Origin of the sequence: Streptomyces sp. Ac-502, from assembly GCF_045222935.1 — a bacterium.
Lineage (GTDB): Bacteria > Actinomycetota > Actinomycetes > Streptomycetales > Streptomycetaceae > Streptomyces > Streptomyces monomycini.
The window spans coordinates 5,406,269-5,432,292 of record NZ_JBHFFO010000001.1; the positions used below are offsets into that span (position 1 = coordinate 5,406,269).

Here is a 26,024-nt window from a genome sequence, read left to right on the forward strand (position 1 = left end):
GGCCGGTTTCGGGCCGGGGATGTGGAGCGTGGTCAGGAACGTCTCAGGCGCAGGGCGATGAAGCCGAGGCCGAGGCCGGTCAGGGCCATGCCGGCGCCCAGCGGCAGGACCCGGTGGACGCCGCTGCCCGGCCCGGAATCGGCGTACGGGGCCCGAGACGCGGCTGAGGCGGCGCCGGGCACCGCGCCGGGCGCGTAGCGGGAGGGGCCGTGCGAGCGGACGGCGGACGCCGTCGGAGCGGGGGCCTGGAGAGGCGGCAGGGGCACGTAGGGGCGGCGGGCGAGCCGTCCGGTCAGATCACCCCGCCGAGTGGCCGCGGGGGCGGGAGAGGCCGTTCCAGGGCGTTGCGAGGTGACAGCGGGGGACGGGGTACGGGAGGCGTGACCATCCGGAGCGCCCGCGCCGCCGGCCGAGGGAGCGGCGTCCGGGGTGGACGGGTGCGGCTCCGACGGCAGGGCCGGACGGGCGGGGCCCGCACCGGAACCGAACAGGGGGCCGAGCGGGACCGGGAGGAGGGGGCTCAGCGGGTTGGCCTGTTCTAGCGCGGCCAGCGGGTCGGGGGTGGAGTGCTGGGTGGCGTGGGGGCGGGGGGTGCTGTGGGGGTGGTGGTGATGGCTGTGGTGATGGCTGGGGCTGCGGGTGGCGATGGGAGTGCTCGGGCCCGTATCGGGGGCCTGGCTACGGCCGGAGGTGTCACCGCCGTCGAGAACGGCCTCCGCAGCCATGGCCGCTGCCGTGGCTGCTGACGCGGTGGCGGTCGCGTGGGGTAGGGGCAGCAGCGCGGCGGTGCAGAGCAGCAGGCCGGAGGCCGTCTGGAGGCGGGGGCGGGAGCGGGGGCGAGAGCGGTGAGGGCGGGGCCGCCGCTGCTGCCGCAGCGCCACGGCCACGGGTTTTGGAACCTGCGATTCCGGCACCGCACATACCGGAATTGAAGGTTCCGGAGCCACCGGGCCCAGGGTCACGCGTTCCGAAGTCACGCCCATGACCTCCCGGGCCTGCGGAGCCGTCGCCTGATCTCCTCAGCGTCACACGGAGGGTGGGCAGCGGCATCTCGGGCGTATCGGGCACACGGCCAGGGGGGTGGCGCGGCCCGGGAGGCGGTGGGACCAGACCCGTCAGACGGCCCGGGAGCTGGTGGGCTCGGACCGTCGGACAGCCCGGGAGGCGGTGGGCTCAGACCGTCAGACGGCCCGGGAGGCGGTGGGCTCAGACCGTCAGACGGCCTCGGAGGCGGTGGGCTCAGACCGTCAGGACGACCTTGCCCACGTGGCCGCTCGCGTCCACGACCCGGTGGGCCTCGGGGGCCTCCGCGATTGGCAGCGTACGGTCCACGATCGGCTTGACCTGGCCGTTCTCGATCAGCGGCCACACGTGTTCGCGTACCGCCGCGACGATCGACGCCTTCTCGGCCAGCGGACGCCCGCGCAACGAGGTGGCGGTGACGGCGCCGCGCTTGGTCAGCAGCGCGCCGAGGTTCAACTCGCCCTTGGCGCCGCCCTGGAGGCCGATGATCGCGAGCCGCCCGTTGGTGGCCAGCGCCTTGACGTTCGGTTCGAGGTACTTGGCGCCCATGATGTCCAGGATGACGTCCGCGCCCTTGCCGTCGGTGGCCTTGCGCACCTCCTCGACGAAGTCCTGGTCCCGGTAGTTGACCAGGATGTCGGCGCCCAGTTCGGCGCAGCGGGCCAGCTTGTCGGCGCTGCCCGCGGTGACCGCGACCCGGGCGCCGACGGCCTTGGCGAGCTGGATCGCCATCGTGCCGATGCCGCTGGAGCCGCCGTGCACGAGCAGCGTCTCACCGGGCCGCAAGTGCGCGATCATGAACACATTGGACCAAACGGTGCACGTCACCTCGGGCAGCGCCGCGGCGGCGGCCATGTCGAGGCCCTTCGGTACGGGCATCAGCTGACCCGCGGGGACGACGACCTGCTCCGCGTACCCGCCGCCCGCCAGCAGCGCGCACACCTCGTCGCCGACCGACCAGCCGCTGACCCCCGGGCCGAGGGCCTTGACGCGCCCGGCACACTCCAGGCCGGGGTACGGGGGCGCGCCGGGCGGCGGATCGTAGAAGCCCTGGCGCTGGAGGAGGTCGGCGCGGTTGACGGCCGTGGCCGCCACCTCGACCAGGACCTCCCCTCGGACGGTTGCGGGTCGGGCACCTCCGCCCATACGAGGGCGTCGGGACCGCCGGGTTCGGGAATGGTGATCGCACGCATGGCCGCGAGGCTACTCCGCCACCTGCCGGAACGCTCTCGGGCGTTTCTGATGGATCTCCGTGGAGCACACCGAGCGGTGTTCGGTGCGTGCTCTCGGTGTGCGGTGTGAAGGGTCATGTGGCGGAGCCACCTGTCCCTTTGCGCCGTGCGGCGAGAGTGGGTGCCGGGCGTCGCGATGCCGCGGAGATCCGTCAGAAGCGCCCTAGTCGTCCCGGCGCACGGGGGCCATCGAGGACACCCCCGTACCGGGAATCATCGGCTTCACGCCGGGCTTGGTCGGGCCGTCCTGCTGTTCGGCCGACGCGGCCCGGACGATGGTGATCACCCGGTCGGCGGCCTGCAACGGGCTGGCCGCCGGGTCGTCGTACCCGAGCAGCCGGTGCCCGCGCAGCACGGAGACGATCAGGTCGTCGGTCTCCCGTACCGACTTGCCGACCTCGGCCTTCACCACCGGGCGCTCGATCAGGTCCAGCCCGCTGCCCTGCTGGATCAGGTCCTCCAGGACCGTACCGGCGCTGGGGCTGTGCACCGACAGCCCCAGCAGGCGGCCGGCGGCGCTGGCCGAGGTGATGACCATGTCGGCGCCGGACTGGCGGAGCAGCGGCGCGTTCTCCTCCTCCCGTACGGCCGCGACGATGTTGGCCTTCTTGTTGAGCTGGCGGGCGGTGAGCGAGACGAGGACGGCCGTGTCGTCGCGCTGGGTGGCGATGACGACCTGCCGGGCCCGCTGGATCTCGGCCCGTACGAGGACGTCGCTGCGCGTCGCGTCGCCGACCACGCCCACGAAGCCCTCGGCCACCGCCGAGTCGATGACCTTGGGGCTCGGGTCGACGATGACGATGCGGTCGCGGGTCAGGCCCGTCGCGCGCAGGGTCTGGGCCGCGGACCGGCCCTTGGTGCCGAATCCGACGATGACGGTGTGGTCGCGCAAGGCGTTTCTCCAGCGGTTCAGTTGCCACTGCTCGCGGGTGCGCTCGGTGAGGACTTCGAGCGTGGTGCCGACCAGGATGATCAGGAAGAGGACCCGGAGGGGCGTGATGAGCAGGATGTTCAGCAGCCGCGCGCCGTCTCCGTACGGGACGATGTCGCCGTAACCGGTGGTGGAGAGCGTGACGGTGGCGTAGTAGACGCAGTCGAGGAAGTCGACGGAGCCGTTGGCGTTGTCGTGGTACTCGTCGCGGTCGACCCAGACGATGGCCACCGTCGCGACGAGCACGAGCAGGGCCATCAGCAGCCGGCGCGCTACCTGACGCAGCGGCGCCACCGGGGTGCGGCGGGGCAGCACGACGCGGTGGCTGGACTCCTCGGGGACCTCGCGCGCGGCGGCGTCATGGGTGGGGAGCTTCACGCGGCGCCTCCGCCGGTCGGGTCGGTGGGGCCGGTCGGGCCGGTCGGGTCGGTGGGGCCGGCGGGTCCGGTCTGGCTTGTGGGGCCGGGTTCGGTGGAGCTGGACGGCGTGGGGCCGGACGGAGGGGGGCCGGGCGGCTTTGGGCCGGACGGAGGGGGGCCGGGCGGCTTTGGGCCGGGTGGGGTGGCTTCCGGGCCGGCGTCGGCCGGCGGGCGGGGCGCGGAAACGTTCGAGCGTGGGTGTGGGGTGGTGCGGGGTTCGGGGCGGTCGCTGGTGTTGGGTGCGGTGGGGGCAGCGGGTGCGGCGGGTGCGGCGCGTTCGGTGGTCGGGGCGGATGGGGCGGTTGCGTCGTACGGGGCGGGTGCCTCGGGCGTCCATCCCGTCACCGCGTCCGCCGTTCCGTCGGCGGTCCAGGGCAGGTCGAGGAGTTCGACCTCGTCACCGCGGGCGGCGCCACCGGGCGGTACGACCGCCATCGCGTCGGCCGCCGCGATGCCGCGCAGCATGGCCGGCCCGCTGAAACGCAGCGGTACGACCGCGCCACCGTCACCGTCCCCCTCGTCGGCCGCGCCGTCCCGGAAGGCGACCGGGACCAGCCGCGTGTCGTGCGGGTGGCCGGGTACGTCGGCGGTCAGCGGCGCCCGGTAGGAGGGCAGCCGGCGGCGGGCGGCGAGCGTACGCAGTGCCGGTTCCGCCAGGGTGAGCAGGCCTGACACGGCAGCGAGGGGGTTGCCGGGCAGCCCAACGAGAAGACGGCCGGGAGTCGGGTGGCCCGGGTGATCCGGTTGGCCCGGGTGGCCTTGTTGGCCCGGGTGGTGGGAGTGGTCCGGGATGCGGGCGAGGAGCATGGGGTGCCCGGGGCGTACCGTCACGCCGTCCACCAGAACCTCCGCCCCCAGCCTGCGCAGCGTGGGATGCACATGGTCGACCGGCCCGGACGCCGTACCCCCGGTGGTGATCACCAGATCGGCTTCCGAGGACGCGAGGGCGTCGTACAACATCTCGGCGTCGTCCCCGAGATGGCGAGGCGGCCCGGCCTCCGCGCCCAGCGCGCGCAGCCAGGGGGTGATCATCGGGCCGAGCGCGTCCCGGATCAGCCCCTCGGCGGGCAGCCCGGAACCCAGCAACTCGTCACCGAGCACCAGCACTTCGACACGCGGCCGGGCGTACGCGGTCAGCGCGTCGTACCCCGCGGCGGCGGCCAGACCCAGTACGGCCGGGGTCACCAGGGCTCCGGCGGGCAGCAGTTGGTCGCCACGGCGGCACTCCTGGCCGCGCGGCCGGATGTCCTGACCGTGCGGCACGGGGGCGGGCGCGTACAGCTGCGCGCCCCCGGTGGACCGGACGCGTACCTCACCGTGTTCGCTGCGCAGTACGGCCGTGGCGCCGGGCGGGACGCGCGCGCCCGTGGCGATCGGTACCGCGTCACCGTCGGCCACGCCTTCGGACGGCTCGTGACCGGCCAGGATGCCGTGCTCCCGCTCGTCCGGGCGGGTACGGGCGGCGAGGTGCCAGGGGCCGGGCCCGGCCACCGCCCAGCCGTCCATCGCGGAGGTGTCGAAGGACGGCAGGTCGGTGAGCGCGACCAGCGGCTCGGCGAGGGTACGGCCGAGCGCCGCACTGCCCAGCGGGCAGACGACCGGGGGCAACGGGCCGTGCGGCGCACGGGCGGCGATCCTGCGAGCCGTACGCCACGAGGTCGGCGCGGGGTGGTCGTGCCGGGTGCGTCGGCCGTGGTGGTCGGGGGTGCTGGGGGTGTTGGGGTCGATGGGGGTGCTGGGAGTACTGGATGTGCTGGGGTCGATGGGGGTGGCGGGAAACCGGGGGTGCTCGGGCCTTCGAAAACGCCGGGGCGTTCGGGGTCACTGGGGCGGTCGGGAGCGCCGGTGCCGTCCGAGGCGCTGGAGTCGGCCGCCCGGGTGGTCGGCGTGGTCGTCGCGGGCGGGGTGGGGCGCGTCGGGGGAGACGTACGGGGCACGGGCGCGGACGATGGGTCGGGCGCACCACCGGGGGCGCGCGACGGCTCGTGCGCTCCTGCGGGCGGGGCGGCCTCCCACGGCGTGTAGGGGCCCCGGCGCGTGTCGTCGTCCAGGCCCGTACCGGCTGTCGGCGCTCTTCCGCCTCTGCTGGTGTCCCGGGTCGGCTCCCGCTCTTCGAAGATCCACGCGTAACCGTCGTCGAAGACCGGCGCGTAACGGTCTCCACCGGAGGCGGACGCGGCAGCACCGGAAGCGGGCCCGCCCCCATATCCGTAACCGGCCTCGTTCCCGTGCCCGGCTCCGTTTCCGTGCCCGGCCTCGTTCCCGTAAGCGCTCGCGTTCCCGTACTCGTACCCGTCACCTGGCTCCGCCACCCGGCCGGCACCGGCACCGCGGCGTCCCGCGCGGCCGTCGTCAGACCGGCTCCGCTCACGCCGCCCGTCGTCGTACCGGCTTCCTTCGCGCCGCCCGTCGTCGTACCGGCCCGGCACACTCTGGGCGTCGGCGTCATGGCCGGCCGGCCGGTGCGCGTCGCGGCGCGGCATCTCGACCTGGCCGCCGTTGGCCAACGCCAGCGCGTCGTCGAACTCCCCGTCCGTCATTCCGCCGGCTTCGCTTCCGGCTCGTCCCCGAATGCCGCCTCCGGCGTGGCACCGGCCTTGTCGGCGGGCCCGGTGCTCCCAGCGCCCCCGGCCTTCCCGGTGCCCTCGGCGGCCCCGGTGTTCTCAGCGGCCCCGCTCTTCTCCGCGACCTCAGTACTCCCGACGCCCCCAGTGCTCTCAGCGGCTCCGGTGTTCTCAGCGGCCTCGGCGGCCCAGCGGTTGGCCAGCGCGGCCGCCTTCTCCGCCAGGGCCGACACGTCCCGGCCCTGCTGACCGGCGGCGTAACCGACCAGGAACGTCGTCAGTGGCGCCGCCGGCCTGGCCACGCCGTGCGCGGCGTCGCGCGCGAGGTCGAGAAGGGCCGCCGTGTCGACATCGAGTTCAATGCCCAGTTCGGCCTTGGCTGCGGTGATCCATTCGTCCAACACGGTTCCATGCTCCCTGATGCGGGCGCGTGCCGCTTCGATGTCCTCCCAGGTGTCGCAGTCGAAGGACGCCGCGGCCGTCGGATCCGGCACCCGGCGCAGCGCCAACCGCCCCGTCAGCGCACGCAACGGCAGCCCGGCGAGCGCGCCGCGCTCGGCCCGTACGCCGTCCAGCGCACGGCGCAGCGGCTCCGCCCGGTATGCGGCGACCAGCGGCTGGTCCCGGCCCTCCGCGTCCCGGAGCAGCGCACCGTCGGCCCCGTCCTCCGCGGCCGCCGCGAGCAGGGCCCGTACGGTCACGCCGGTCAGGAACGGCAGGTCGGCGGAGAGCACGAGGACGACCGGCGCCGTACTGTGCCGCAGCCCGGCGTCGAGCGCGGCCAGCGGCCCACCGCCGGGCGGCTCCTCACGGGCGTGCAGGACCGGCCGCGCGGTGCGCCTCGCGGGCCCGACGACGACGGCGGTCGCCGCGTCGGCACAGGCGTCGAGCACCCGGTCCAGCAACGGCCGCCCCCCGACGGACACCGCGGGCTTGTCCACCCCGCCGAGCCGCCGGGCAGCACCTCCGGCCGGCACGATGACGTCGTACGGACGCTGCTCGCCCGGACTCCGGTCGTCCGGACGCCGGCCGCCCGGATCCTGATCGTGCGGGTCCTGCTCGTGCGGACCCTGGCCGTGCGCGGTCTGGTGGTCGGTCACCCCTTGAGTATCGCCGGGAGCGTCCCGGTCACCGACCGGGCCCGCTCACAACGTGCGCAACAACACCGCCGGCCGCTCCACACAGTCCGCGACGAACCGCAGGAACCCTCCGGCCGTACCGCCGTCACACACCCGGTGGTCGAAGGTGAGCGACAGCTGCACGACCTGGCGTACGGCCAACTCGCCCTCGTGGACCCACGGCTTCGCCGTTATTCGGCCCACACCCAGCATCGCCGCCTCGGGGTGGTTGATGATCGGCGTGGAGCCGTCGACGCCGAAGACGCCGTAGTTGTTGAGGGTGAAGGTGCCGTGGGTCAGGTCGGCGAGGCCGAGCGCACCGCTCCGGGCCGCCTCGGTCAGCCGGGCCATCTCGGCGGTCAGTCCCTCGGCCGAACGGCGGTGCGCGTCCCGTACGACCGGCACCACCAGTCCGCGCTCGGTCTGCGCCGCGAAGCCCAGGTGCACGGCAGGCAGCCGTACGATCTCGTTGGCCTCCAGGTCGACGGTGGCGTTGAGCTGCGGATACCGCGCGAGCGCCGCCGTACAGACACGGGCCAGCAGCGCGAGCAGCGACACCTTCGCTCCACCGGCCGCGTTCATGTCCCGCCGTGCGGCGAGCAGTTCCGTGGCATCGGCGTCCACCCAGCAGGTCGCGTCGGGGATCTCCTGGCGACTGCGCCGAAACTTCTCCGCCGCGGCGCCCCGCATCCCCCGCAACGGTATGCGCTCGGCCTCCCGGGGCAGCCCCACGGACGCCACCGCGCCACCCGCCGCGCCACCCGCCGCACCGGCCGCCGCACCGGCCAGACTCCCGGCCCCGGCCACCGACGCGCTCGCACCACTACCGGCCCAGAGCCCGCCGCCAACCCGCACCCCGGACCCAGCACCGGCCCCGGCACCGGCACCGGCACCGGCACCAACCTCGAACCCGCCCCGGGCTCCGAATCCAGTTCCCGTACCGGTCCCAGCCTCGGTCACGACCCCGGCTGCCCCGTGAACGGCTCCGGCCTCCGCTCGGTTCCCGGCCCCGGCCGCCCGTGCCCGTACCACCAGCTCCACATCCGTACGCAGGATCAGTCCCTCCGGCCCCGTCCCGCGTATCTCCCGCAGGTCCAGCCCGTGCTCCCGCGCCAGCCGTCGGACGAGCGGTGAAATCACCGGCACCGGGCCGGTCGCCCCACCACCCCGCCGCATGTCCTCCGATTCCGAAGTCTCACTTCGCCCCGCCCCGGAAACCCCGCCCGCTCCGCCACTCGTGCCCCCGGCCATCCCAGCACCCGTCCTGGGCGGACGGACCCGCCGCCGACGCGCCGCCGCGGCACTCGTGCCGTATCCGACCAGCACATTCCCCGACCCTTCGGACGCACCCGCACCCGCACCCGCACCGGCCCCTGCACCCGCCCCTGCGCCTGCACCACCGCCCTCTACAACGCCACCAGCCTCGCCAGCCACACCCGCCGTCTCCACACCACCCGCATCACCCTCCCCAGCTCCCCGACCCGCTCCCGCCCCCTGCCCTGCTTCTGCCTCTGCCTCTGCCTGCGACCCGACCGCCACCGTCAGCAAAGGCGACCCGACGGGCAGTTCCGCCCCCTCGTCCCCGAACCGCGCGGTGACCACACCCCCGTACGGGCACGGCACGTCCACCAGGGCCTTCGCGGTCTCCACCTCGACCACCGGCTGGTCGACGGCGACGACCTCGCCGACCTCGACCAGCCATCGCACCACCGTCGCCTCGGTCAGGCCCTCTCCGAGGTCGGGCAACGTGAACTCACGGACCACGGCCATCAGTCACCGCTCCCCTCGGTCCAGTCCGACTCCCACTGGAGCCGGCTGACGGTGTCCAGGATCCGGTCGACACCCGGCAGGTGGTGGCGCTCCAGCATGGGCGGCGGGTACGGGATGTCGAAGCCCGCGACCCGCAGCACCGGCGCCTCCAGGTGGTGGAAACAGCGCTCCGTGACACGCGCGGCTATCTCCCCACCAGGACCGCCGAAGCCGCTGGACTCGTGCACGACGACCGCGCGGCCCGTACGCCGTACCGAGGCGCAGACCGTCTCGTCGTCGAAGGGCACCAGCGAGCGCAGGTCGAGGACCTCCAGGTCCCAGCCCTCCGCGGTGGCGGCCTCGGCCGCTTCCAGACAGACCGGCAGCGACGGCCCGTACGTGATCAGTGTGGCGCTGCGCCCGGGCCGCCGGATCTCCGCGCGGCCCAGTTCGGCCACCGGTTCCGGGGTGTCGGGGGCCCAGTCGGCGCGCGACCAGTACAGCCGTTTCGGTTCGAGGAAGACCACCGGGTCGTCGGAGGCGATGGCCGCCCGCAGCAGCCCGTACGCGTCGGCGACCGTCGCCGGTGTGACGACCTGGAGCCCGGGGGTGGCGAGGTAGTACGCCTCGGAGGAGTCGCTGTGGTGCTCCACGCCGCCGATCCCGCCGCCGTACGGGACGCGGATGGTCAGCGGCAGCGGCATGGCGCCCCGGGTGCGGTTGCGCATCCGGGCGACATGGCTGATCAGCTGCTCGAACCCGGGGTACGCGAAGGCGTCGAACTGCATCTCCACGACCGGCCGCAGACCGTACATGGCCATGCCGACCGCCGTACCGAGGATGCCCGCCTCGGCGAGCGGGGTGTCGCCGCAGCGCTCCTCGCCGAACTCCTTGGCCAGACCGTCGGTGATCCGGAAGACCCCGCCCAGCTCCGCCACGTCCTCGCCCATCACATGGACCGCCGGATCGTCGGCCATCGCGTCGCGCAGCGCGCGGTTCAGCGCCTGCGCCATGCTGGCGGGCTTGCGTCCGGCCTCCGCCGCTGTCGCCGTCATGGCCGCTCCTCCCCAGCCGCGCCGCGCGCCGCCCCACCGGCGGTGTCTCCTTCGGTGGCGGTGTCTCCTTCGGTGGCCCCTTCGGCGCCCGCCGCCTCGGCCTCCAGCTCGGCCCGCAGCTGCGCCGCCTGCTCGCGCAACTGGGCGGTCTGCTCGGCGTAGACATGCGCAAACAGGTCCATCGGCTCCAGGGCCGGGTCCTGGTTCATGTGGTCCCGGAGAGCGGCGGCCAACTCCTCGGCGCCGTCCCGGGTGCGCTGCACGAAGTCGTCGGTGAGCAGTCCGCGCTCGGACAGTTCCCGCTCCACCAGGGCTATCGGGTCGTGCTCACGCCACTCCTCGACCTCGGCCTCGGTGCGGTAGCGCGTGGCGTCGTCGGCGTTGGTGTGCGCCTCGATGCGGTACGTGAGCGCCTCCACGAGCGTCGGTCCCCCGCCCCGGCGCGCCCGCTCCACCGCCTCACCGAGCACCTCGTGCAGCGCGGGCGCGTCGTTGCCGTCCACCAGGCGGCCCGGCATCCCGTACCCGACGGCCTTGTGGGCGAGGGACGGCGCGGCGGACTGCTTGGCGAGCGGTACGGAGATCGCGAACCCGTTGTTCTGGACGAGGAAGACCACCGGGGCCTGCCACACCGCGGCGAAGTTCAGCGCCTCGTGGAAGTCGCCCTCACTGGTGCCGCCGTCGCCCACCAGGGCGAGCGCCACCACGTCGTCACCCTTCAGGCGCGCGGCGTGCGCGAGGCCCACCGCGTGCGGGAGCTGGGTGGCGAGCGGGGTGCACAACGGGGCGATGCGGTGCTCGTGCGGGTCGTACCCCGTGTGCCAGTCGCCCCTCAGGAGGGTGAGGGCCTGTACGGGGTCGAGGCCGCGGGCCACGGCGGCGAGGGTGTCGCGGTAGCTGGGGAAGAGCCAGTCCTGCTCCTTCAGCACCCGGGCGGCGGCGACCTGGCACGCCTCCTGGCCGGTGGACGACGGGTAGACCGCCAGCCTGCCCTGCCGCGTCAGGGCCGTGGCCTGGGCGTTGTACCGGCGGCCGCGCACCAGTTGCTCGTACAGGTCCGACAGCAGTGCCGCATCGATCCGGCCGGCGGCGTCCGTGCCCAGCAGCCGGTACGGCTCCGCGTCGGGCAGGAGGGGCGCGGGGTCCACGCGGGGACGCCACGCGGGCGGCGGTGCGGGCCAGTAGCTCCCGCTCCTCCTGCTGCCGCGCTGCTCAAGAACCGTCATGACGAGCACCTCCTTGGACTTCGGAAAGAGTGGCGCGGAGCGCCTGGCCGGGATCGGTGAGGGACGACGGGCGGGTAGAAGAACGACGGGGACGGGCGAGTGGCCCGCACCTACCGATTGTTCGGTCGTCGGCACATTTTGGCTACAGGCGGGCTCAGCCTGTGGACAATCGGTTCTCCACAGCCTGAGATGAGGACAGGGCGTCCATCCAGGGGAGGCGAGGCGGTATGCCGGACGAACAGATGGTCAACGGCGGCGGGCAGCGGCCCGCCCGCCCCTTGGACACCATCGACCGCGCGATCCTGCACATGCTGCAGACCGACGGACGCGCCTCGATACGCTCCGTCGCCGAGCGTGTACACGTCTCGCGTGCCAACGCCTACGCGCGCATCAACCGGCTGATCGACGACGGTGTGATCCGCGGCTTCAGCGCGCGCATAGACCAGGAACGGGCCGGGCAGGGCGCCTCCGCCTACGTCACGCTGAAGATCGTGCAGAACTCCTGGCGCACGGTACGCGCCCAGCTCACCGAGCTTCCGGGAGCCGCGCACATCGCCCTGGTCAGCGGCGATTTCGATGTCCTGCTGTTAGTGCACACCAAGGACAACCAGGAGCTGCGGGAGCTGGTCCTCACCCGTATCCAGTCGATCCCGGAGGTGCTCAGCACCCGTACCCTGCTCGTCTTCGAGGAGACCGATCTGGGAGCCGAGCAGAGCTAGGCAAGCGAGCCGTTCAGGGGCGTCGCGACCGGCCCGGGGCCCGTCTTGGGTCCGGGGTCCCGCCTCAGGCCCGGGGGCACCTTGGGTCCGAAGGCCCACTTCAGGTCCGGGACCAGCCTCAGGCCCGGCCCCGCCTCAGGTCCGCAGCCCCGCGAACGCCGTCCGCACCACGGCCTCGGCGACCTCGTCGCTGTCCGCCGAGCCGCCCCGGCCCGGCCGGTACCACTCCACGATCGAGTTGATCATGCCGAAGAGCAGCCGGGTCGCCAGCCGGACGTCCACGTCCGCACGCAGGTCACCGTCGGCGGCGGCCTGCTTGAGCAGCTCGGTGACCTCGCCGTCGAACTCCCGCCGGCGCTCCATGGCCCAGCGCTCCGTGTCGGTGTTGCCGCGCACCCGCAGCAGCAGCGTCACGTACGGCAGCTCCTCCATCAGCACTTCCGCCTCACGCCTGGCCACGTACTCCAGCCGCTCGATGGCCCGCCCCGTGCACGCGCCGGGCTCCTGAAGGACCCCGAAGAGCCCGTCCAGCGCCCGGCTTATGGCGCGGTGCAGCAGCTCTTCCTTGCTGCGCACGTGGTGGTAGATCGAGGACTTGGAGATACCGGCCGCCCGGGAGAGGTGCTCCATGGAGGTGCCGTCGTACCCGCGCTCGTTGAACACCTCGACGGCGACCGACAGCAGCGAATCGGGCGTGTAGGTGTCGCGCTTGGCCATGGTCATGATTAGAGCATCCGGCCGTTCAGCTTCAAACCGCGGCGCAGGGCCCGGGACGGACCGTAACGGCCGTCGGCGTACTGCTGGCGCAGCGTCTCCAGCAGGTCGCACACCCAGCGCCGTCCTACGCGCGCGGCCCACTCCGAAGGCCCGCCGGGGTAGTTCACGCCGAGTCGCATGGCCGTGTCGATGTCCTCGCGGCTCGCGACGCCGCGCGCCTCGGCGTCCGCGGCGAAGTCCACGACCATCGCGACGGTACGGGCGACGATCATGCCCGGTACGTCGTCGATGACGCTCACCTTCTTGCCGAGCGCCTGGAAGAGGCCGACCGCCTCCCGTACGTCCTGCTCGGACGCCTCCGCACCGGGCGCGAGGGCGATGCGGGCCGCGGCCCGGTAGTCCAGCGCCAGGTCGAAACGGATCGTCGGGCCGGACGCGTCCCCGGTAGCGGGGTGGCCGTCGGTCAACGCCAGGCGGGCGCCGCCCGGCAACCGGATGCAGCCCTCGTGCTCCCCTGGAGCGCCGTCCCGGGTGACCTTGATGCCGGCCTCGTCGATCAGCTCCTGGAGCACGGCGGCCGGCCCGGAGAGGGACGTGTGCACCGTCACGGCCGCCGGTGCCGGGCACGGTTCCGCGGTGTGCGGCCGCGGCCCGGGGGCGCCGTCCGCGTAGTCGTACCAGCCCCGCCCCGTCTTGCGGCCCAGCAGACCGGCCTCCACCAGGCGCCGCTGCGCCAGTGAGGGCGTGAACTTCGGGTCGCGGAAGAAGCCCTCCCACACCGATCGGGTGACGGCTTCGTTCACGTCCTGTCCGATGAGGTCCATCAGCTCGAACGGCCCCATCCGGAAGCCGCCGGACCCGCGCAGCACGGCGTCGACGGTGGCCGGGTCGGCGGCCCGCTCCTCGTAGACACGCAGGGCCTCCGCGTAGAAGGGGCGGGCGATGCGGTTGACGATGAAGCCGGGGGTGTCGGCGCTGCGTACGGGAGTCTTGCCCCAGGCCGCGGCGGTCTCGTACGCGATGGTGGCCGCCGAGGCGTCCGTCGTGAAGCCGTTGACGACCTCGACCAGGGGCAGGAGCGGTGCCGGGTTGAAGAAGTGCAGGCCCACGAAGCGCCCGGGCAGGCGGAGTGCGCCCGCGACGGCGGTGACGGACAGGGACGAGGTGTTGGTGGCCAGCAGGCAGTCCTCACCGACCACTTCCTCCAGGGCGGCGAACAGTTCCTGCTTCGCGCCCAGTTCCTCCACGATCGCCTCGACGACGAGTGCGGCGTCGGCGAGTTGGGGGAGCGCGGTGGCAGGAGTGAGGCGCGCGCGGGCCGCCGCGCGCTCCGCGGGCGCCATCTTGCCCTTCTCCACCAGCCGGTCCAGGCGGCGCCCGATCGCCTCGGCGGCTTCGGCGGCCCGGCCCGGCAGCGCGTCGTAGAGCCGCACCGGGTGGCCCGCGACCAGCGCGACCTGCGCGATTCCCTGCCCCATGGTGCCCGTGCCGACGACCGCGACGGTGCGGCCCGCTTCGATGGCTGTCATGACAGCTGATCCTCCCCGACGGAGTTGTCCACAGGTTCGCCGGACCCTCTTGCCCCGACCGATCGTTCGGTTACTCTAGCCCCGTCGCCGAAATGGTGCCCAGCCCTGTCCTCGGACCTGTCCTCGCAGAGGCGTCGCTGCCTCGGCGTGGCGTCCGCGCCACGCGGCGGGCGCCCTGAGACGTCACAGGCCCAGCCCGCCCGACGAGGAGTTGGTCTTCGATGGCCGCCGAACTGACCGCAGCGCAGCTGCTCGAAAAGCACCGCCCGACGCTCGACCAGGCGCTGGAGGCGATCCGTACCCGCGCGTACTGGTCCCCGCACCCCGAGCACCCCAAGGCCTACGGGGAGAACGCGGCGGCGGACGGCCAGGCCGCCTTCGACGCCCTGCGCGGCAAGCGCTTCGAGCTGGACCAGCCCGGCACGGACGACTGGACCGGCGAGGAAGTCTCCCCGTACGGCATCGGGTTGAACATCAGCTACCCGCACCCGGACCCGGACGTGCTGCTGCCCGCGATGCGCGCGGCGGTGCCCGCGTGGCGCGATGCAGGCCCGCAGACCAGGGCGCTGGTCTGTCTGGAGATCCTGTCGCGGATCAGCGCGCGCACCCATGAGTTCGCGCAGGCCGTGATGCACACCAGCGGTCAGGCGTTCATGATGGCGTTCCAGGCGGGCGGGCCGCACGCACAGGACCGCGGCATGGAGGCCGTCGCGTACGCCTACGCGGAGCAGGTCCGCACCCCGGAGCAGGCCGCCTGGTCCAAGCCACAGGGCAAGCGCGATCCGCTCGAGCTGTCCAAGTCCTTCAAGGCCGTTCCCCGCGGCGTCGCCCTCCTGATCGGCTGCAACACCTTCCCGACGTGGAACGGCTACCCGGGCCTGTTCGCCTCCCTGGCCACCGGCAACGCGGTCCTGGTCAAGCCGCACCCGCGGGCCGTGCTGCCGCTCGCGCTGACCGTCCGGGTGGCACGCGAGGTGCTGGCCGAGGCCGGGTTCTCCCCGACCTGGTCGCGCTGGCCGTCGACCGGCCCGGCGAGGGCCTGGCCAAGATCCTCGCGGTGCGCCCCGAGGTCCGCATCATCGACTACACGGGCTCCACCGAGTTCGGCGACTGGCTGGAGGCCAACGCGCCTCAGGCGCGCGTCTACACGGAGAAGGCCGGCGTCAACACGGTCGTCATCGATTCCACGGACGACTACAAGGGCATGCTCGGCAACCTCGCCTTCTCCCTGTCCCTGTACAGCGGCCAGATGTGCACCACCCCGCAGAACCTCCTCATCCCGCGCGACGGCATCACCACGGACGCCGGCCCCAAGTCGTACGACGACGTGGTCGGCGACCTCGCGACCGCCGTCGACAAGCTGCTGGGCGACGACGCGCGGGCCAACGCCCTGCTGGGTGCGATCGTCAATCCGCAGGTCAAGGAGCGGATCGAGGCGGCCTCCGGGCTGGGCGAGGTGGCCCTGCCCTCCCGCGAGGTGGCCAACCCCGACTTCCCCGACGCCACGGTCCGTACGCCGGTGATGGTCAAGATGGACGGCGCACGCAAGCTCTGGGAGGGCGCGGGCGCCGACGCCGCCTACCTCTCGGAGTGCTTCGGCCCGGTCTCCTTCGCGGTGGCCGTCGACTCCGCCGCGGACGCGGTGGACCTGATGCGGCACACCACGCGCGTCAAGGGCGCCATGACGGTCGGCGCGTACACCACCTCCGGGGAGGTGGAGAAGCTGGTGGAGGAGGCGTGCCTGGAGGAGTGCGCGCAGCTGTCCCTCAACCTGACCGGCGGGGTGTACGTCAACCAGACCGCCGCCTTCTCCGACTTCCACGGCTCGGGCGGCAACCCGGCGGCCAACGCGGCGCTGTGCGACGGCGCGTTCGTGGCCGACCGCTTCCGGACAGTGGAGGTGCGCAGGCCCGCCCAGGAGAGCTGAAGCCCGGGAGAGCTGAAGCCCGGGAGCGTTAGAAGAGCGTCGGCCCTGCGGCCGCTCCGGTCATCCCAGCCGGGGCGGCCGGTGCCGCCGTGCCGCGGGACATCCAGTGGAAGAGCCCCATGGCCACACTCGTGGCCAGGTTGAAGCTGGACACCCGCGCCTGCATCGGCACCGCGACCAGCGCCGATGCCCGCTCCCTCAGCTCGTCCGAGATGCCCTGCCGCTCGGACCCGAAGGCCAGGATCGCGTCGTCGGGGAACGTCACGGAACGGATGTCCGCGCCCTCGGGGTCGAGGGCGTAGACCGGTCCTGGCGGCAGTTCCGGCAGCGTCAGGCGCTCCACCGCGCCGGCGAAGTGCAGACCGGCGCTGCCCCGTACGGCGTTGGGGTGCCAGGGGTCGAGCGAGCCGGTGGTGACCACGCCGGTGGCGCCGAAACCGGCCGCCAGGCGGACGACGGCACCGATGTTGCCCAGGTTGCGCGGGTTCTCCAGGAGTACGACGGGAGCGGGTCGCGGGGCCTCGCGGAGCCGGGCCAGGTTCGCCGCGGCGTCGGGGCGTACGGCGAGGGCCGCGACGCCCGTGGGGTGCACCTTCGGCAGGAGCGTGCGCAGTGCCGCCACCGGCACCTGCTCCGCCAGCTCTTCGAGGTCGGCGGTCAGGTCGTCCGCGAGTTCCTCGGCGAGCGCCAGGAGGGCGGGCTTGTCGCTGGTCAGGACGTGCCGTACGTCCCCGCCGAAGCGCAGGGCGTGCTTCAGCGCGTGGAAGCCGTCCAGGAGGACCGAGGACGGGTCGCCGGCGCTCGCGCGCCAGCGCCGTACCGGATCGTCCGAGGTCCCGTTCTCGATCATTTCCCCACTATCTCAACTGTCCGCCGACCGGACATCCGCCGCTCCCGTCCACGGCGTCACTCGCGTACCGCTGTACGGGTTCGCTCGCGTACCGCTGCGCGGGTTCGCTCGCGTACCGCTGTACGGCGTGGGAGCACCCGGTCGCGTACGGAGGTGCCCCGGGCGCCCAGCCACACCAGGAAGACCGTCGGCAGGAACACCGCGTCCGCCGTGATCATCGCAAGCGAGAAGAACGGCAGCCCGAGCAGGAACGCGATCGACAGGTGCTCGCAGATCATCGCGACCAGCAGCACGTTCTTCAGACGGCGGTTGAAGAGGGTGAAGGGGAAGGCGACCTGCACGATCACCGTGCCGTACGTGATCAGCATGACCATCAGACCGTTGTCGGCGAGCACCCGGGACAGCTCCGGCCAGGGCGAGAAGTAGTCCAGGTGCATCGGGTAGTACACCGCGGTGCCGTCCTGCCAGCGCGTCCCCTGGATCTTGTACCAGCCGGCCGTGGCGTAGATCAGGCAGACCTCGACGACGATCACCAGCAGGGCGCCGTTGTGGATCAGCTTGGTGATCATGTCGAGGACGAGGCGCGGCTCTCCGGGGGCGTACCGCCGCGCCGCCCACCAAGCACCGTGGGAGAGCCACAGGATCCAGAACGTCAGGCCCCAGCCCACGCTCGGGAAGGGTCCGGGGCCGAACCAGGAGAGGCCGGACAGGCCCAGGACCTGAGCGACGGCGAGGCACAGCCCGAGGCCCGCCCACAGGACGACACCGATGGTGTCGCGCTCCGGAGGACCGTCGGACGGCCACACGTGCTTCGCGGCGCGGCGCGCGTCCAGCGACCACACCTGCCCGCAGCGGGTGAGCACCAGGTATATCGCCATCAGGTGCAGGACGTTGTCGCCGCCGTCCCCGATGAAGATGCTGCGGTTCTGTAGCGAGAGCACACCCACCATGAACAGCACCGACATGGTGCGGGTCCGCCAGCCGACCAGCAGCAGGGCGCTGGCGACGACGGCGAGCCCGTAGACAAGCTCGAACCAGCCCCGGCTGTCGGTCCACGTCAGGATCGAGAAGGCCTCGTTGCCGTCGAGGAGCCGGCGCGCCATGTCGCCGCTCCAGGGGCCGTGGGGCCCGTAGAGCTCGTGCCGGTTCGGCCACTCCCGCAGCAGGAAGAAGAGCCAGGTGGCCGCGAATCCGATACGGATGACGGCGGACTGGTACGGGGCGAAGGCTATGCCGGTGACGCGCCTGAAGGCCTGTCCGAAGGCGCGTTCGATGCGCGTCTCGTCGGCGCGGGCGGGGGTGCGGAGGCCGGGCCGGAGGACGGCGCCGAGGACGAACCGGGGAGCGGCTCCGGGAGCGAGCCGGGGGGTGGGGTGACGACGGGCCAGGCGGTGTCGGCCTTGGCCGGGGAGTCCGCTTCGTCCGTACGGCTCTGAGCAGGGATGGCCGCCGGGGCGTCCGTGCCCGTACGGCTGTCCCGCGCCGCGGCCTCCGTGCCCGTGCCCGTGCGCGTGCCCGTGTCCGTGTCCGTGCGGCTCTCCGCCGCCGGGGAGCCGTTGCCCGCCGCGTCCCGTGCCCCTTGCGAAGGCGACCTGTGCGCTGTCACTGGATCCTCGCTCCTTCGGGCAGGTCGTCCGTGGTGACCGGCCACCAGGGCAGCTCGCGGTACCTGGGCTTTTCGCTGATCTTCTCCGCGCTCCACGACGGCGGGCTGACGGCCGTGGTCATCGAGCGGACCTGTATCTGCTCGACCTTGCCGCGCGCCGCCCACCGCGCGCTCATGCGCTGCATCACGATCCGCCGTACGTACTGCTCCGCCAGTTCACCCCGCGCACCGGAGGTGCGGTTCTGTGCGTCGTGGGTGTTGAGGTAGTACTCCCAGGCGCGGCGGAGTTCGTTCTGCTGGGTGTGGCTCGGTACGGGGTTGTGCAGCAGGGCCCGGCCGTCGACGGCGGTCAGATCGGTCCAGCCGGTGGTCAGCCGGTCGTCGCCCTCGGTGCGCACCTGGGCGCGTACCTGCACCGCGATGTTCTGCTGGAGCGGGTTGGGGGCGAACAGCTTCCAGTTCTGCTCGTACTCCGGGAAGACGTAGTCATTGATCACTTCGCTGTGCTGCTTGCTCAGCGTGTTGGGCGGTGCCACGTGCAGGAACATCATCGCCAGGTGGATCACGACGGCCAGCGTCACGGCGCCCGCCACGACGCTCACCACGACGCGTGACGGTAGCGAGAGCGCGGCTGGTGGCCGCGATTCGTCCCCGTAATGCTGCATTCCTGCCCCGTTCCCAGATCCCGAGCGGCTTTTCACCGCTCCGGAACCGTACCTAGGCGGCCCCACCCGGCACATCCTCCCCTGAGTTATCCACAGGCTTGACACCCCGCACGCGCGGCCACACCATTGAACCGAACGATCGGTCGGTCGGGAGGCAGGGGGATCACATGACGACGATCGCGCCGGGCGAGGAGTCCCTCGCGGCCCTGGAGACAGGCTTCGACGCGGCGGTGGCCGCGGACGAACGGATCGAGCCGCGTGACTGGATGCCGGACGCCTACCGCTCATCACTGGTGCGCCAGATAGCGCAGCACGCGCACTCCGAGATCATCGGGATGCAGCCGGAGGCGAACTGGATCACCCGGGCCCCGTCGTTGCGCCGCAAGGCGATCCTGATGGCGAAGGTGCAGGACGAGGCGGGCCACGGCCTGTATCTCTACAGCGCCGCCGAAACCCTCGGAGCCGGCCGCGACGAGCTGCTCGACAAGCTGCACTCCGGCCGCCAGAAGTACTCGTCCATCTTCAACTACCCCACCCTGACCTGGGCCGACGTCGGCGCCATCGGCTGGCTGGTGGACGGCGCCGCGATCACGAACCAGGTCCCGCTGTGCCGCTGTTCGTACGGCCCGTACGCCCGCGCCATGGTCCGCGTCTGCAAGGAGGAGTCCTTCCACCAGCGCCAGGGGTACGAACTCCTGCTGGCCCTGAGCCGCGGCACCGAGGCCCAGCACGCCATGGCGCAGGACGCCGTGGACCGCTGGTGGTGGCCGTCACTGATGATGTTCGGCCCGCCCGACGACGAGTCGGCGCACTCGGCCCAGTCCATGGCCTGGAAGATCAAGCGGCACTCCAACGACGAACTGCGCCAGCGCTTCGTGGACATCTGCGTCCCGCAGGCCGAATCACTCGGCCTCACCCTCCCGGACCCCGACCTGACGTGGAACGAACAGCGTGGTCACTGGGACTTCGGCCCCATCGACTGGGACGAGTTCCGCGAGGTGCTCAAGGGCAACGGCCCCTGCAACGAGCAGCGGATAACCCAACGGCGCCGCGCCCACGAAGAAGGCGCCTGGGTGCGCGACGCCGCGGCGGCGTACGCGGCCAAGCACGGGGAGGGGACCCGATGACCGCGAACGGTACGGAAAACAGCGAGCACCCGGAGAACCGGCCGGCTGCGGACGGCACCGCAGTCCCGACCGGGCCGAAGAGCCGGACCGGAGACGGGCCCGGAGCCGGGACCGGAGGAGCCGGGACCGCGTCAGCGGGACCGGCCACACCGGCCCCAGCGCCCGGCAGCGCGCCCACCGCTCACCGGGGCAGCGCATCGGCCGCATCGGCCGCGCCCGCCGCGAAGCCCACCGACTGGCCGCTGTGGGAGGTCTTCGTCCGTAGCCGGCGCGGCCTGTCCCACACCCACGCGGGCAGCCTGCACGCTCCGGACGCCGAGATGGCCCTGCGCAACGCCCGCGATCTCTACACCCGCCGCTCGGAAGGCATCTCGATCTGGGTGATCCCGTCCGCCGCGATCTCCGCCTCCTCCCCGGACGAGAAGGACTCCTTCTTCGAACCGGCCGCCGACAAGCCCTACCGCCACCCGACCTTCTACGAGATCCCGGACGGGGTGCAGCACCTGTGAAGCCCGTACCGACCGCCCAGGCACCGGCCGCCGCCGACAGCACCGCCGCGGCTCCCGCCCCCGCGGGCTCCCTCGCCCGGGACGTCGCCGCCGCTGCCCCGGCCCTGGCCCTCGGTGACGACGCCCTCGTCCTGTCCCACCGGCTGGGGGAGTGGGCCGGGCACGCCCCCGTCCTGGAGGAAGAGGTGGCCCTCGCGAACATCGCGCTGGACCTCCTCGGCCAGGCCCGCGTCCTGCTCTCCCTCGCCGGCGACGAGGACGAACTGGCCTACCTCCGCGAAGAACGGGCCTTCCGCAACTGCCAGCTCGTCGAGCAGCCCAACGGCGACTTCGCCCACACCATCGCCCGCCAGCTGTACTTCTCCACCTACCAGGAGCTGCTGTACGGCCAACTGGCCTCCGAGAGCAGCCCCCTGGCCCCGCTGGCGGCGAAGGCGGTCAAGGAGGTCGCCTATCACCGTGACCACGCCGAGCAGTGGACCCTGCGCCTGGGCGACGGCACCGAAGAAAGCCACGAGCGGATACAACGCGGCCTGACCGCCCTGTGGCGCTTCACCGGCGAGCTCTTCGAGCCCGTACCGGGGCTGGACGTCGACCTGCCCGCCCTGCACGACGCCTGGACCACCCGCGTCGAGTCCGTCCTGACGCGCGCCACCCTCACCGCCCCCGAGGGCCCGAGCCGCGGCGCCTGGACCGCGGGGGCCGGGCGCCAGGGGCTGCACACCGAACCCTTCGGCCGGATGCTCGCCGAGATGCAGCACCTGCACCGCAGCCACCCGGGAGCGACATGGTGACCACCGCGCTCGAAGAACGGCTGCGCGACCTGGCCGGCTCCGTACCCGACCCGGAGCTGCCGGTCATCACCCTGGCCGAACTGGGCGTACTACGCGGCCTGCGACTCACGGGCCCCGGGCAGGTGGAGGTCGAACTCACCCCGACGTACACGGGCTGCCCCGCCGTCGAGACCATGTCCGCCGACATCGAACGCGTCCTCCATGACAACGGCATCCCCCAAGTCGAGGTGCGCACGGTCCTCGACCCGCCGTGGACGACCGACGCGATCACGGCCGAGGGCCGCCGGAAGCTGACCGAGTTCGGCATAGCCCCGCCGCGTCCCACCGGCCCGGCCGGCGGTCCCGTGCCGGTGGCGCTGGCCATCCGTTGCCCGCACTGCGGATCGGCCGAGACGACGCTGCTCAGCCGGTTCTCCTCCACCGCCTGCAAGGCACTGCGCCGCTGCGAGACCTGCCGCGAACCGTTCGACCACTTCAAGGAGTTGTGATGTTCCACCCGCTCCGGGTCGCGGAGATCGAACGGCTCACGGACGACGCCGTGGCCGTCACCTTCCAGGTGCCACCCGAGCTGCGCACCACCTTCCGGCACGTCCCGGGCCAGCACATCGCGCTGCGCCGCACCGTGGACGGCCGGGAGATCCGCCGTACGTACTCGATCTGCACCCCGGCAACGGACGATCCCACGCTGCGGGTGGGGATACGGCTGGTCGAGGACGGCGAGTTCTCCACCTACGCCCTCAAGGAACTGGCCGTCGGTGACACGGTCGACGTCATGGCACCGGCCGGTCGCTTCGTGCTGGAGCCCCGTCCCGGGCACTTCGTCGGCATCGTCGGCGGCAGCGGCATCACACCGGTGCTGTCCATCGTCGCGACGCTGCTGGCCCGTCGGGCGGACGCCCGCTTCTGCCTGGTCCGCAGCGACCGTACGGCAGCATCGACGATGTTCCTGGAGGAGGTCGCCGACCTCAAGGACCGCTACCCGGAACGCTTCCAGCTCGTCTCCGTCCTCTCCCGCGAGGACCAGCAGTCGGGCCTGCCCTCCGGCCGGCTGGACGAGGATCGGCTCCGCGCGCTGCTGCCCGCCCTGCTGCCCGTGGCATCCGTCGACGGCTGGTACCTGTGCGGCCCGTACGGCCTCGTCCAGGCCGCGGAACGCGCCTTGCGCGCCCTCCAGGTCCCCCGGAACCGCATCCACGAAGAGATCTTCCACATATCCGAGCCCGCGCCCGGAGAGGCCGCCTTCGCGGACGCCGTTTCCACGGACCCCGCGGTTACCGACCCCACCTTTGAGAGCCCCGCCTCCCTCCCCGGCGGCCCCGCATCCCTCCGTACCCCCGCGCACAGCACCGTGACCGCGACCCTGGACGGCCGGGCGGGCAGCTGGCCGGTCCTGGACGGTGAACCGCTGCTGGAGACCGTGCTGCGCAACCGCGCGGACGCCCCGTACGCCTGCAAGGGAGGCGTCTGCGGCACCTGCCGCGCGTTCCTGGTGACGGGTGAGGTCCGTATGGACCGCAATTACGCCCTGGAGGACGAGGAAGTCGCGTCGGGATACGTCCTCGCCTGCCAGTCGCATCCCGTGACGGAGGAGGTCGAGCTGGACTTCGACCGCTGACCCCATTCACAAATACTGCAACCTGTTTTAACTTGACGACCCGTCAGGCAGTCGCCGTGCGGGCACGCGGGAGGACAGGACAGTGGACTTCACCTTCACCGAGGAGCAGCAGGCGGCCGTCGAGGCGGCCGAGGCCGTCTTCGGGGACGTCGTTCCCGACAGCGTGCCGAGCCCCGCCCTCACCGCCGGAGCCGTGGCCGACGACATCGACCGCCCCCTGTGGCGCAAGCTGGCCGACGCCGACCTGCTGAGTCTGGTACTCGCCCCGGAGTACGGCGGTGCGGGCCTGGACCCGATCGCGCTCTGCCTGGTGCTCCGTGAGTCCGCCAAGGTGCTGGCCCGCGTACCGTTGCTGGAGAACAGCGCGGCGGCCCTCGCTGTCCAGACCTGTGCCGCCGACGCGCTGCGCGCCGACGTACTGCCCCGGACCGGACGCGGTGAGCTGATCCTCACGGTCGCCGCCGCCGGACGGACCGGCCATGACCCCGCCGAGCTCGCCGTCACCGCCCGCCGCGAAGAAGCCGAGTGGGTGCTCGACGGCATGCAGACCGCCGTCCCCTGGGCGCAGAGCGCCGACCGTGTCCTCATCCCCGCCCACACCGGCGACGGAACCGCCGTACTCGCCCTCGTACCCCGCCTCCGGAACGGCGTCCGCCTCGCCGACCAGACCTCCACCAACGGCGAACGTCACGCGGAAGTCCACCTGGACTCCGTACGGATCCGCGACGAAGAGATGATCACCAGCCCCGGCGCCTGGGAGTGGCTGCGCAACCTGCTCACCACCGGCACCTGCGCGCTGGCTCTCGGACTCGGCCAAACCGTACTGGCCATGACCAGCGCCTACACGGCGAAACGCGAGCAGTTCGGCTTCCCCGTCGCCACCTTCCAGACCGTCGCCGTCCAGGCCGCCGACCGCTACATCGACCTGCGGGCCATGGAGGCCACCCTCTGGCAGGCCGCGTGGCGCATCAGCAGCGGCGCGAACGGTGCACTGCCACCGGCAGGAGACGTCGCGGTGGCCAAAATCTGGGCATCGGAGGGCGTACGCCGCGTCGTACAGACCGCACAGCACCTGCACGGCGGCTTCGGCGCCGACACGGACTACGCGCTGCACCGCTACCACGCCTGGGCGAAGCAGCTCGAACTCTCCCTCGGCCCCGCCGCCGCACACGAAGAGGCTCTGGGCGACCTGCTGGCCGCTCACGCCCTCGGCTGAGCCACCGGCCGAAAGCGACAGGTCAGACGACCGCGCCCGGCTCGCCCTTGCTGTCCCTCACCGGGCGGCCGGAAGCCTCCCACGCCTGCATCCCGCCGTCGACGTTCACCGCGTCGATGCCCTGCTGGATCAGGTACTGGGCGACCTGCGCGGAACGGCCACCGACCCGGCACAGCACATAGACCTTGCCGCCGTCGGGCGCCTGCTCCGTCAACTCGCCGTACCGGCCGACGAACTCGCTCATCGGGATGTGCAGCGCGCCTTCGGCGTGCCCCGCCTCCCACTCGTCGTCCTCCCGGACGTCCAGAAGGAAGTCGTCGGGCGTCAACGCGTCGACCTTGACCGTGGGCAGAGATCCGAAATGCATGGACCCGACGCTACCCGACCAGCTGCGCCAGGTACGCCTCACGCTCGGCCACATCCGCCAGCAGCTTCTCGGCGATCTCCGCCAGCAGGGCGTCCGGGTCCTCGGGCGCCATCTTGATCATCGCGCCGATCGCACCGTTCTCCAGCTCGGCGGCGACCGCCGCGAGCATCTCCTTGCGCTCCGCCAGCCACTCCAGCCGCGCGTAGAGCTCCTCACTCTCGCTCGGCCGCTGCTCCCGCGGCACCGGGCCGGCCTCCCACTCCTGGGCCAGCTCGCGCAGCGCCGCCTCGTCCCCGGCTGCGTACGCGGCGTTCACCCGCACGATGAACGCGTCCCTGCGGCCCCGCTCGGCCTCGTCGCGCGCCAGGTCGGGGTGGGCCTTGCGCACCAGGTCACGGTAGGTCCGGCGGGCCTCCTCGCTCGGCCGCACCTTCTGCGGCGGCCGGACCGACTGCTCGTTGAGCATCGCCTCGGCCTCCGGGTACAGCCCCTCGGACCCCATCCACCCGTGGAAAAGTTCCTCGACGTCGGGCATGGGCAGCACCGACGCCCGCGCTTCCCGTGCCTTGCGTACGTCCTCGGGGTCACCCGTACGAGCTGCGATCGCCTCGGCGATCTGGGCATCCAGCTCGTCCAGCCGCGCGTACATCGGACCGAGACGCTGGTGGTGCAGCCGGGAGAAGTTCTCCACCTCCACCCGGAAGGTCTCCACCGCGATCTCGAACTCGATCAGTGCCTGCTCAGCGGCCTCCACCGCCTGCGCCAACCGCCGCGTCGAAGCCCCGCCCGCGCCATCGCCCTCGTGCGCGCGGCCCGCATCCGCACCCGGGACGCCAGGGCCGGCGTGACCACCCGGCCCCGCATCGGCCGCCAGACCTTCCTGCTCCTGACCCGCCTGGGCCCCATGACCCGCCTGGGCCTCATGCCCCGCCTGGGCCTCCTGTCCTGCCGGTCCCGTCTGGGCCCCTTGACTCACCAGACTCTCCCGGCCCACCAGGCCTGCCTGACCCATCTGGCCCGTCTGGCCCGTCAGATCCTCCTGACCTGCCTGGCCCGTCGGACCCTC

Annotated in this window: 22 protein-coding genes and 2 pseudogenes; 9 read left to right on the plus strand and 15 right to left on the minus strand. The window is 72.6% G+C overall.

Translation table 11 applies throughout. The annotated features are described in order from the left end of the window. Nucleotides 1–32 precede the first annotated feature (32 nt). From ACEXOX_RS24425 to ACEXOX_RS24440, 4 genes and pseudogenes are all read right to left on the minus strand, one after another. Complete coding sequence (locus ACEXOX_RS24425; protein ID WP_406523266.1) at nucleotides 33–887, minus strand: hypothetical protein; 855 nt, start codon at nucleotides 885–887, stop codon at nucleotides 33–35. Between the two features lie 352 nt (nucleotides 888–1,239). Further along, nucleotides 1,240–2,216: pseudogene (locus tag ACEXOX_RS24430) on the minus strand (NAD(P)H-quinone oxidoreductase). A 202-nt stretch (nucleotides 2,217–2,418) separates the two neighbouring features. Beyond that, nucleotides 2,419–3,564: a potassium channel family protein gene (locus ACEXOX_RS24435; protein WP_406523268.1), complete on the minus strand. Its 1,146-nt coding sequence runs from the start codon at nucleotides 3,562–3,564 to the stop codon at nucleotides 2,419–2,421. Then, nucleotides 3,561–5,213, minus strand: coding sequence for a molybdopterin molybdotransferase MoeA (locus tag ACEXOX_RS24440; RefSeq protein ID WP_406523269.1), 1,653 nt, complete (start codon nucleotides 5,211–5,213; stop codon nucleotides 3,561–3,563). Before ACEXOX_RS24440 ends, ACEXOX_RS24435 begins: the two co-directional genes overlap by 4 nt. A 237-nt stretch (nucleotides 5,214–5,450) precedes the next feature. Here ACEXOX_RS24440 and ACEXOX_RS24445 point away from each other — a divergent pair, with 237 nt between their 5' ends. Continuing rightward, nucleotides 5,451–5,630 carry a hypothetical protein gene (locus ACEXOX_RS24445; RefSeq protein ID WP_406523270.1) on the plus strand — a complete coding sequence of 60 codons (180 nt, stop codon included), beginning with the start codon at nucleotides 5,451–5,453 and terminating at the stop codon, nucleotides 5,628–5,630. 511 nt (nucleotides 5,631–6,141) lie between these two features. Here ACEXOX_RS24445 and ACEXOX_RS24450 read toward each other — a convergent pair. From ACEXOX_RS24450 to pdhA, 4 genes are all read right to left on the minus strand, one after another. Then, nucleotides 6,142–7,149, minus strand: coding sequence for an NTP transferase domain-containing protein (locus ACEXOX_RS24450; RefSeq protein WP_406526454.1), 1,008 nt, complete (start codon nucleotides 7,147–7,149; stop codon nucleotides 6,142–6,144). Nucleotides 7,150–7,314: 165 nt separating this feature from the next. Continuing rightward, the gene (locus ACEXOX_RS24455; RefSeq protein WP_406523272.1) at nucleotides 7,315–9,057 is read right to left on the minus strand and encodes a dihydrolipoamide acetyltransferase family protein; all 1,743 of its coding nucleotides are present in this window, start codon (nucleotides 9,055–9,057) and stop codon (nucleotides 7,315–7,317) included. After that, a complete protein-coding gene (locus tag ACEXOX_RS24460; protein WP_406523274.1) occupies nucleotides 9,057–10,091 on the minus strand; it encodes an alpha-ketoacid dehydrogenase subunit beta in 1,035 nt (344 codons plus the stop codon). Before ACEXOX_RS24460 ends, ACEXOX_RS24455 begins: the two co-directional genes overlap by 1 nt. Further along, on the minus strand, nucleotides 10,088–11,317 hold the full coding sequence (gene pdhA, locus ACEXOX_RS24465; protein WP_406523275.1) for a pyruvate dehydrogenase (acetyl-transferring) E1 component subunit alpha: 1,230 nt from the start codon (nucleotides 11,315–11,317) through the stop codon (nucleotides 10,088–10,090). Before pdhA ends, ACEXOX_RS24460 begins: the two co-directional genes overlap by 4 nt. Before the next feature lie 227 nt (nucleotides 11,318–11,544). Here pdhA and ACEXOX_RS24470 point away from each other — a divergent pair, with 227 nt between their 5' ends. Continuing rightward, nucleotides 11,545–12,036 (plus strand): Lrp/AsnC family transcriptional regulator, encoded by a 492-nt coding sequence (locus ACEXOX_RS24470; RefSeq protein ID WP_406523277.1) that lies wholly within the window; start codon nucleotides 11,545–11,547, stop codon nucleotides 12,034–12,036. A 135-nt stretch (nucleotides 12,037–12,171) separates the two neighbouring features. Here the strand turns inward: ACEXOX_RS24470 and ACEXOX_RS24475 are convergent, their stop codons facing one another. After that, the gene (locus ACEXOX_RS24475) at nucleotides 12,172–12,759 is read right to left on the minus strand and encodes a TetR/AcrR family transcriptional regulator (protein WP_406523279.1); all 588 of its coding nucleotides are present in this window, start codon (nucleotides 12,757–12,759) and stop codon (nucleotides 12,172–12,174) included. A 2-nt stretch (nucleotides 12,760–12,761) separates the two neighbouring features. Then, the gene (locus ACEXOX_RS24480; protein ID WP_406523281.1) at nucleotides 12,762–14,282 is read right to left on the minus strand and encodes a 3-hydroxyacyl-CoA dehydrogenase; all 1,521 of its coding nucleotides are present in this window, start codon (nucleotides 14,280–14,282) and stop codon (nucleotides 12,762–12,764) included. Nucleotides 14,283–14,503: 221 nt separating this feature from the next. Here ACEXOX_RS24480 and paaN point away from each other — a divergent pair. Beyond that, nucleotides 14,504–16,209 (plus strand): annotated as a pseudogene (gene paaN / locus ACEXOX_RS24485) (phenylacetic acid degradation protein PaaN). Nucleotides 16,210–16,237: 28 nt separating this feature from the next. Here paaN and ACEXOX_RS24490 read toward each other — a convergent pair. The 3 genes from ACEXOX_RS24490 to ACEXOX_RS24500 all read right to left on the minus strand — a co-directional run bounded on the left by ACEXOX_RS24490 (nucleotide 16,238) and on the right by ACEXOX_RS24500 (nucleotide 19,270). Continuing rightward, a complete protein-coding gene (locus ACEXOX_RS24490) occupies nucleotides 16,238–17,059 on the minus strand; it encodes a TrmH family RNA methyltransferase (protein WP_406523282.1) in 822 nt (273 codons plus the stop codon). Nucleotides 17,060–17,115: 56 nt separating this feature from the next. Next, nucleotides 17,116–18,333, minus strand: coding sequence for an HTTM domain-containing protein (locus ACEXOX_RS24495; RefSeq protein ID WP_406526455.1), 1,218 nt, complete (start codon nucleotides 18,331–18,333; stop codon nucleotides 17,116–17,118). A 328-nt stretch (nucleotides 18,334–18,661) separates the two neighbouring features. Next, the gene (locus tag ACEXOX_RS24500) at nucleotides 18,662–19,270 is read right to left on the minus strand and encodes a DUF5819 family protein (RefSeq protein ID WP_406523284.1); all 609 of its coding nucleotides are present in this window, start codon (nucleotides 19,268–19,270) and stop codon (nucleotides 18,662–18,664) included. 227 nt (nucleotides 19,271–19,497) lie between these two features. On the opposite strand from ACEXOX_RS24500, the gene paaA reads away from it, so the two are divergent. The 6 genes from paaA to ACEXOX_RS24530 all read left to right on the plus strand — a co-directional run bounded on the left by paaA (nucleotide 19,498) and on the right by ACEXOX_RS24530 (nucleotide 24,591). Beyond that, nucleotides 19,498–20,457: a 1,2-phenylacetyl-CoA epoxidase subunit PaaA gene (gene paaA / locus ACEXOX_RS24505; RefSeq protein WP_406523286.1), complete on the plus strand. Its 960-nt coding sequence runs from the start codon at nucleotides 19,498–19,500 to the stop codon at nucleotides 20,455–20,457. Between the two features lie 242 nt (nucleotides 20,458–20,699). After that, nucleotides 20,700–20,966, plus strand: a complete 267-nt coding sequence (gene paaB, locus ACEXOX_RS24510; RefSeq protein WP_406526456.1) for a 1,2-phenylacetyl-CoA epoxidase subunit PaaB — start codon at nucleotides 20,700–20,702, stop codon at nucleotides 20,964–20,966. After that, nucleotides 20,963–21,760 carry a 1,2-phenylacetyl-CoA epoxidase subunit PaaC gene (gene paaC / locus ACEXOX_RS24515; protein ID WP_406523288.1) on the plus strand — a complete coding sequence of 266 codons (798 nt, stop codon included), beginning with the start codon at nucleotides 20,963–20,965 and terminating at the stop codon, nucleotides 21,758–21,760. The genes paaB and paaC overlap by 4 nt, the downstream gene beginning before the upstream one ends. Then, the gene (paaD, locus tag ACEXOX_RS24520) at nucleotides 21,754–22,248 is read left to right on the plus strand and encodes a 1,2-phenylacetyl-CoA epoxidase subunit PaaD (protein ID WP_406523290.1); all 495 of its coding nucleotides are present in this window, start codon (nucleotides 21,754–21,756) and stop codon (nucleotides 22,246–22,248) included. The genes paaC and paaD overlap by 7 nt, the downstream gene beginning before the upstream one ends. Then, nucleotides 22,248–23,375 carry a 2Fe-2S iron-sulfur cluster-binding protein gene (locus ACEXOX_RS24525; RefSeq protein WP_406523292.1) on the plus strand — a complete coding sequence of 376 codons (1,128 nt, stop codon included), beginning with the start codon at nucleotides 22,248–22,250 and terminating at the stop codon, nucleotides 23,373–23,375. Before paaD ends, ACEXOX_RS24525 begins: the two co-directional genes overlap by 1 nt. A gap of 82 nt (nucleotides 23,376–23,457) precedes the next feature. Further along, nucleotides 23,458–24,591: an acyl-CoA dehydrogenase family protein gene (locus ACEXOX_RS24530; protein WP_406523293.1), complete on the plus strand. Its 1,134-nt coding sequence runs from the start codon at nucleotides 23,458–23,460 to the stop codon at nucleotides 24,589–24,591. A gap of 22 nt (nucleotides 24,592–24,613) precedes the next feature. Here ACEXOX_RS24530 and ACEXOX_RS24535 read toward each other — a convergent pair whose 3' ends face one another. Further along, entirely contained in the window at nucleotides 24,614–24,958 is a 345-nt protein-coding gene (locus ACEXOX_RS24535; protein ID WP_406523295.1) for a rhodanese-like domain-containing protein, read from the minus strand. Nucleotides 24,959–24,968: 10 nt separating this feature from the next. After that, nucleotides 24,969–25,970, minus strand: coding sequence for a hypothetical protein (locus tag ACEXOX_RS24540; protein WP_406526457.1), 1,002 nt, complete (start codon nucleotides 25,968–25,970; stop codon nucleotides 24,969–24,971). Between the last annotated feature and the right edge of the window lie 54 nt (nucleotides 25,971–26,024).

Bases quoted from the DNA above. Each gene is read 5' to 3' on its own strand.
- paaA (WP_406523286.1), top strand. From the start codon at position 19,498: ATGACGACGATCGCGCCGGGCGAGGAGTCCCTCGCGGCCCTGGAGACA.
- paaD (WP_406523290.1), top strand. From the start codon at position 21,754: ATGGTGACCACCGCGCTCGAAGAACGGCTGCGCGACCTGGCCGGCTCC.
- ACEXOX_RS24470 (WP_406523277.1), top strand. From the start codon at position 11,545: ATGCCGGACGAACAGATGGTCAACGGCGGCGGGCAGCGGCCCGCCCGC.
- ACEXOX_RS24540 (WP_406526457.1), bottom strand. From the start codon at position 25,970: ATGGGTCAGGCAGGCCTGGTGGGCCGGGAGAGTCTGGTGAGTCAAGGG.
- ACEXOX_RS24460 (WP_406523274.1), bottom strand. From the start codon at position 10,091: ATGACGGCGACAGCGGCGGAGGCCGGACGCAAGCCCGCCAGCATGGCG.
- ACEXOX_RS24475 (WP_406523279.1), bottom strand. From the start codon at position 12,759: ATGACCATGGCCAAGCGCGACACCTACACGCCCGATTCGCTGCTGTCG.
- ACEXOX_RS24455 (WP_406523272.1), bottom strand. From the start codon at position 9,057: ATGGCCGTGGTCCGTGAGTTCACGTTGCCCGACCTCGGAGAGGGCCTG.
- pdhA (WP_406523275.1), bottom strand. From the start codon at position 11,317: ATGACGGTTCTTGAGCAGCGCGGCAGCAGGAGGAGCGGGAGCTACTGG.
- ACEXOX_RS24480 (WP_406523281.1), bottom strand. From the start codon at position 14,282: ATGACAGCCATCGAAGCGGGCCGCACCGTCGCGGTCGTCGGCACGGGC.
- ACEXOX_RS24535 (WP_406523295.1), bottom strand. From the start codon at position 24,958: ATGCATTTCGGATCTCTGCCCACGGTCAAGGTCGACGCGTTGACGCCC.
- ACEXOX_RS24525 (WP_406523292.1), top strand. From the start codon at position 22,248: ATGTTCCACCCGCTCCGGGTCGCGGAGATCGAACGGCTCACGGACGAC.
- ACEXOX_RS24490 (WP_406523282.1), bottom strand. From the start codon at position 17,059: ATGATCGAGAACGGGACCTCGGACGATCCGGTACGGCGCTGGCGCGCG.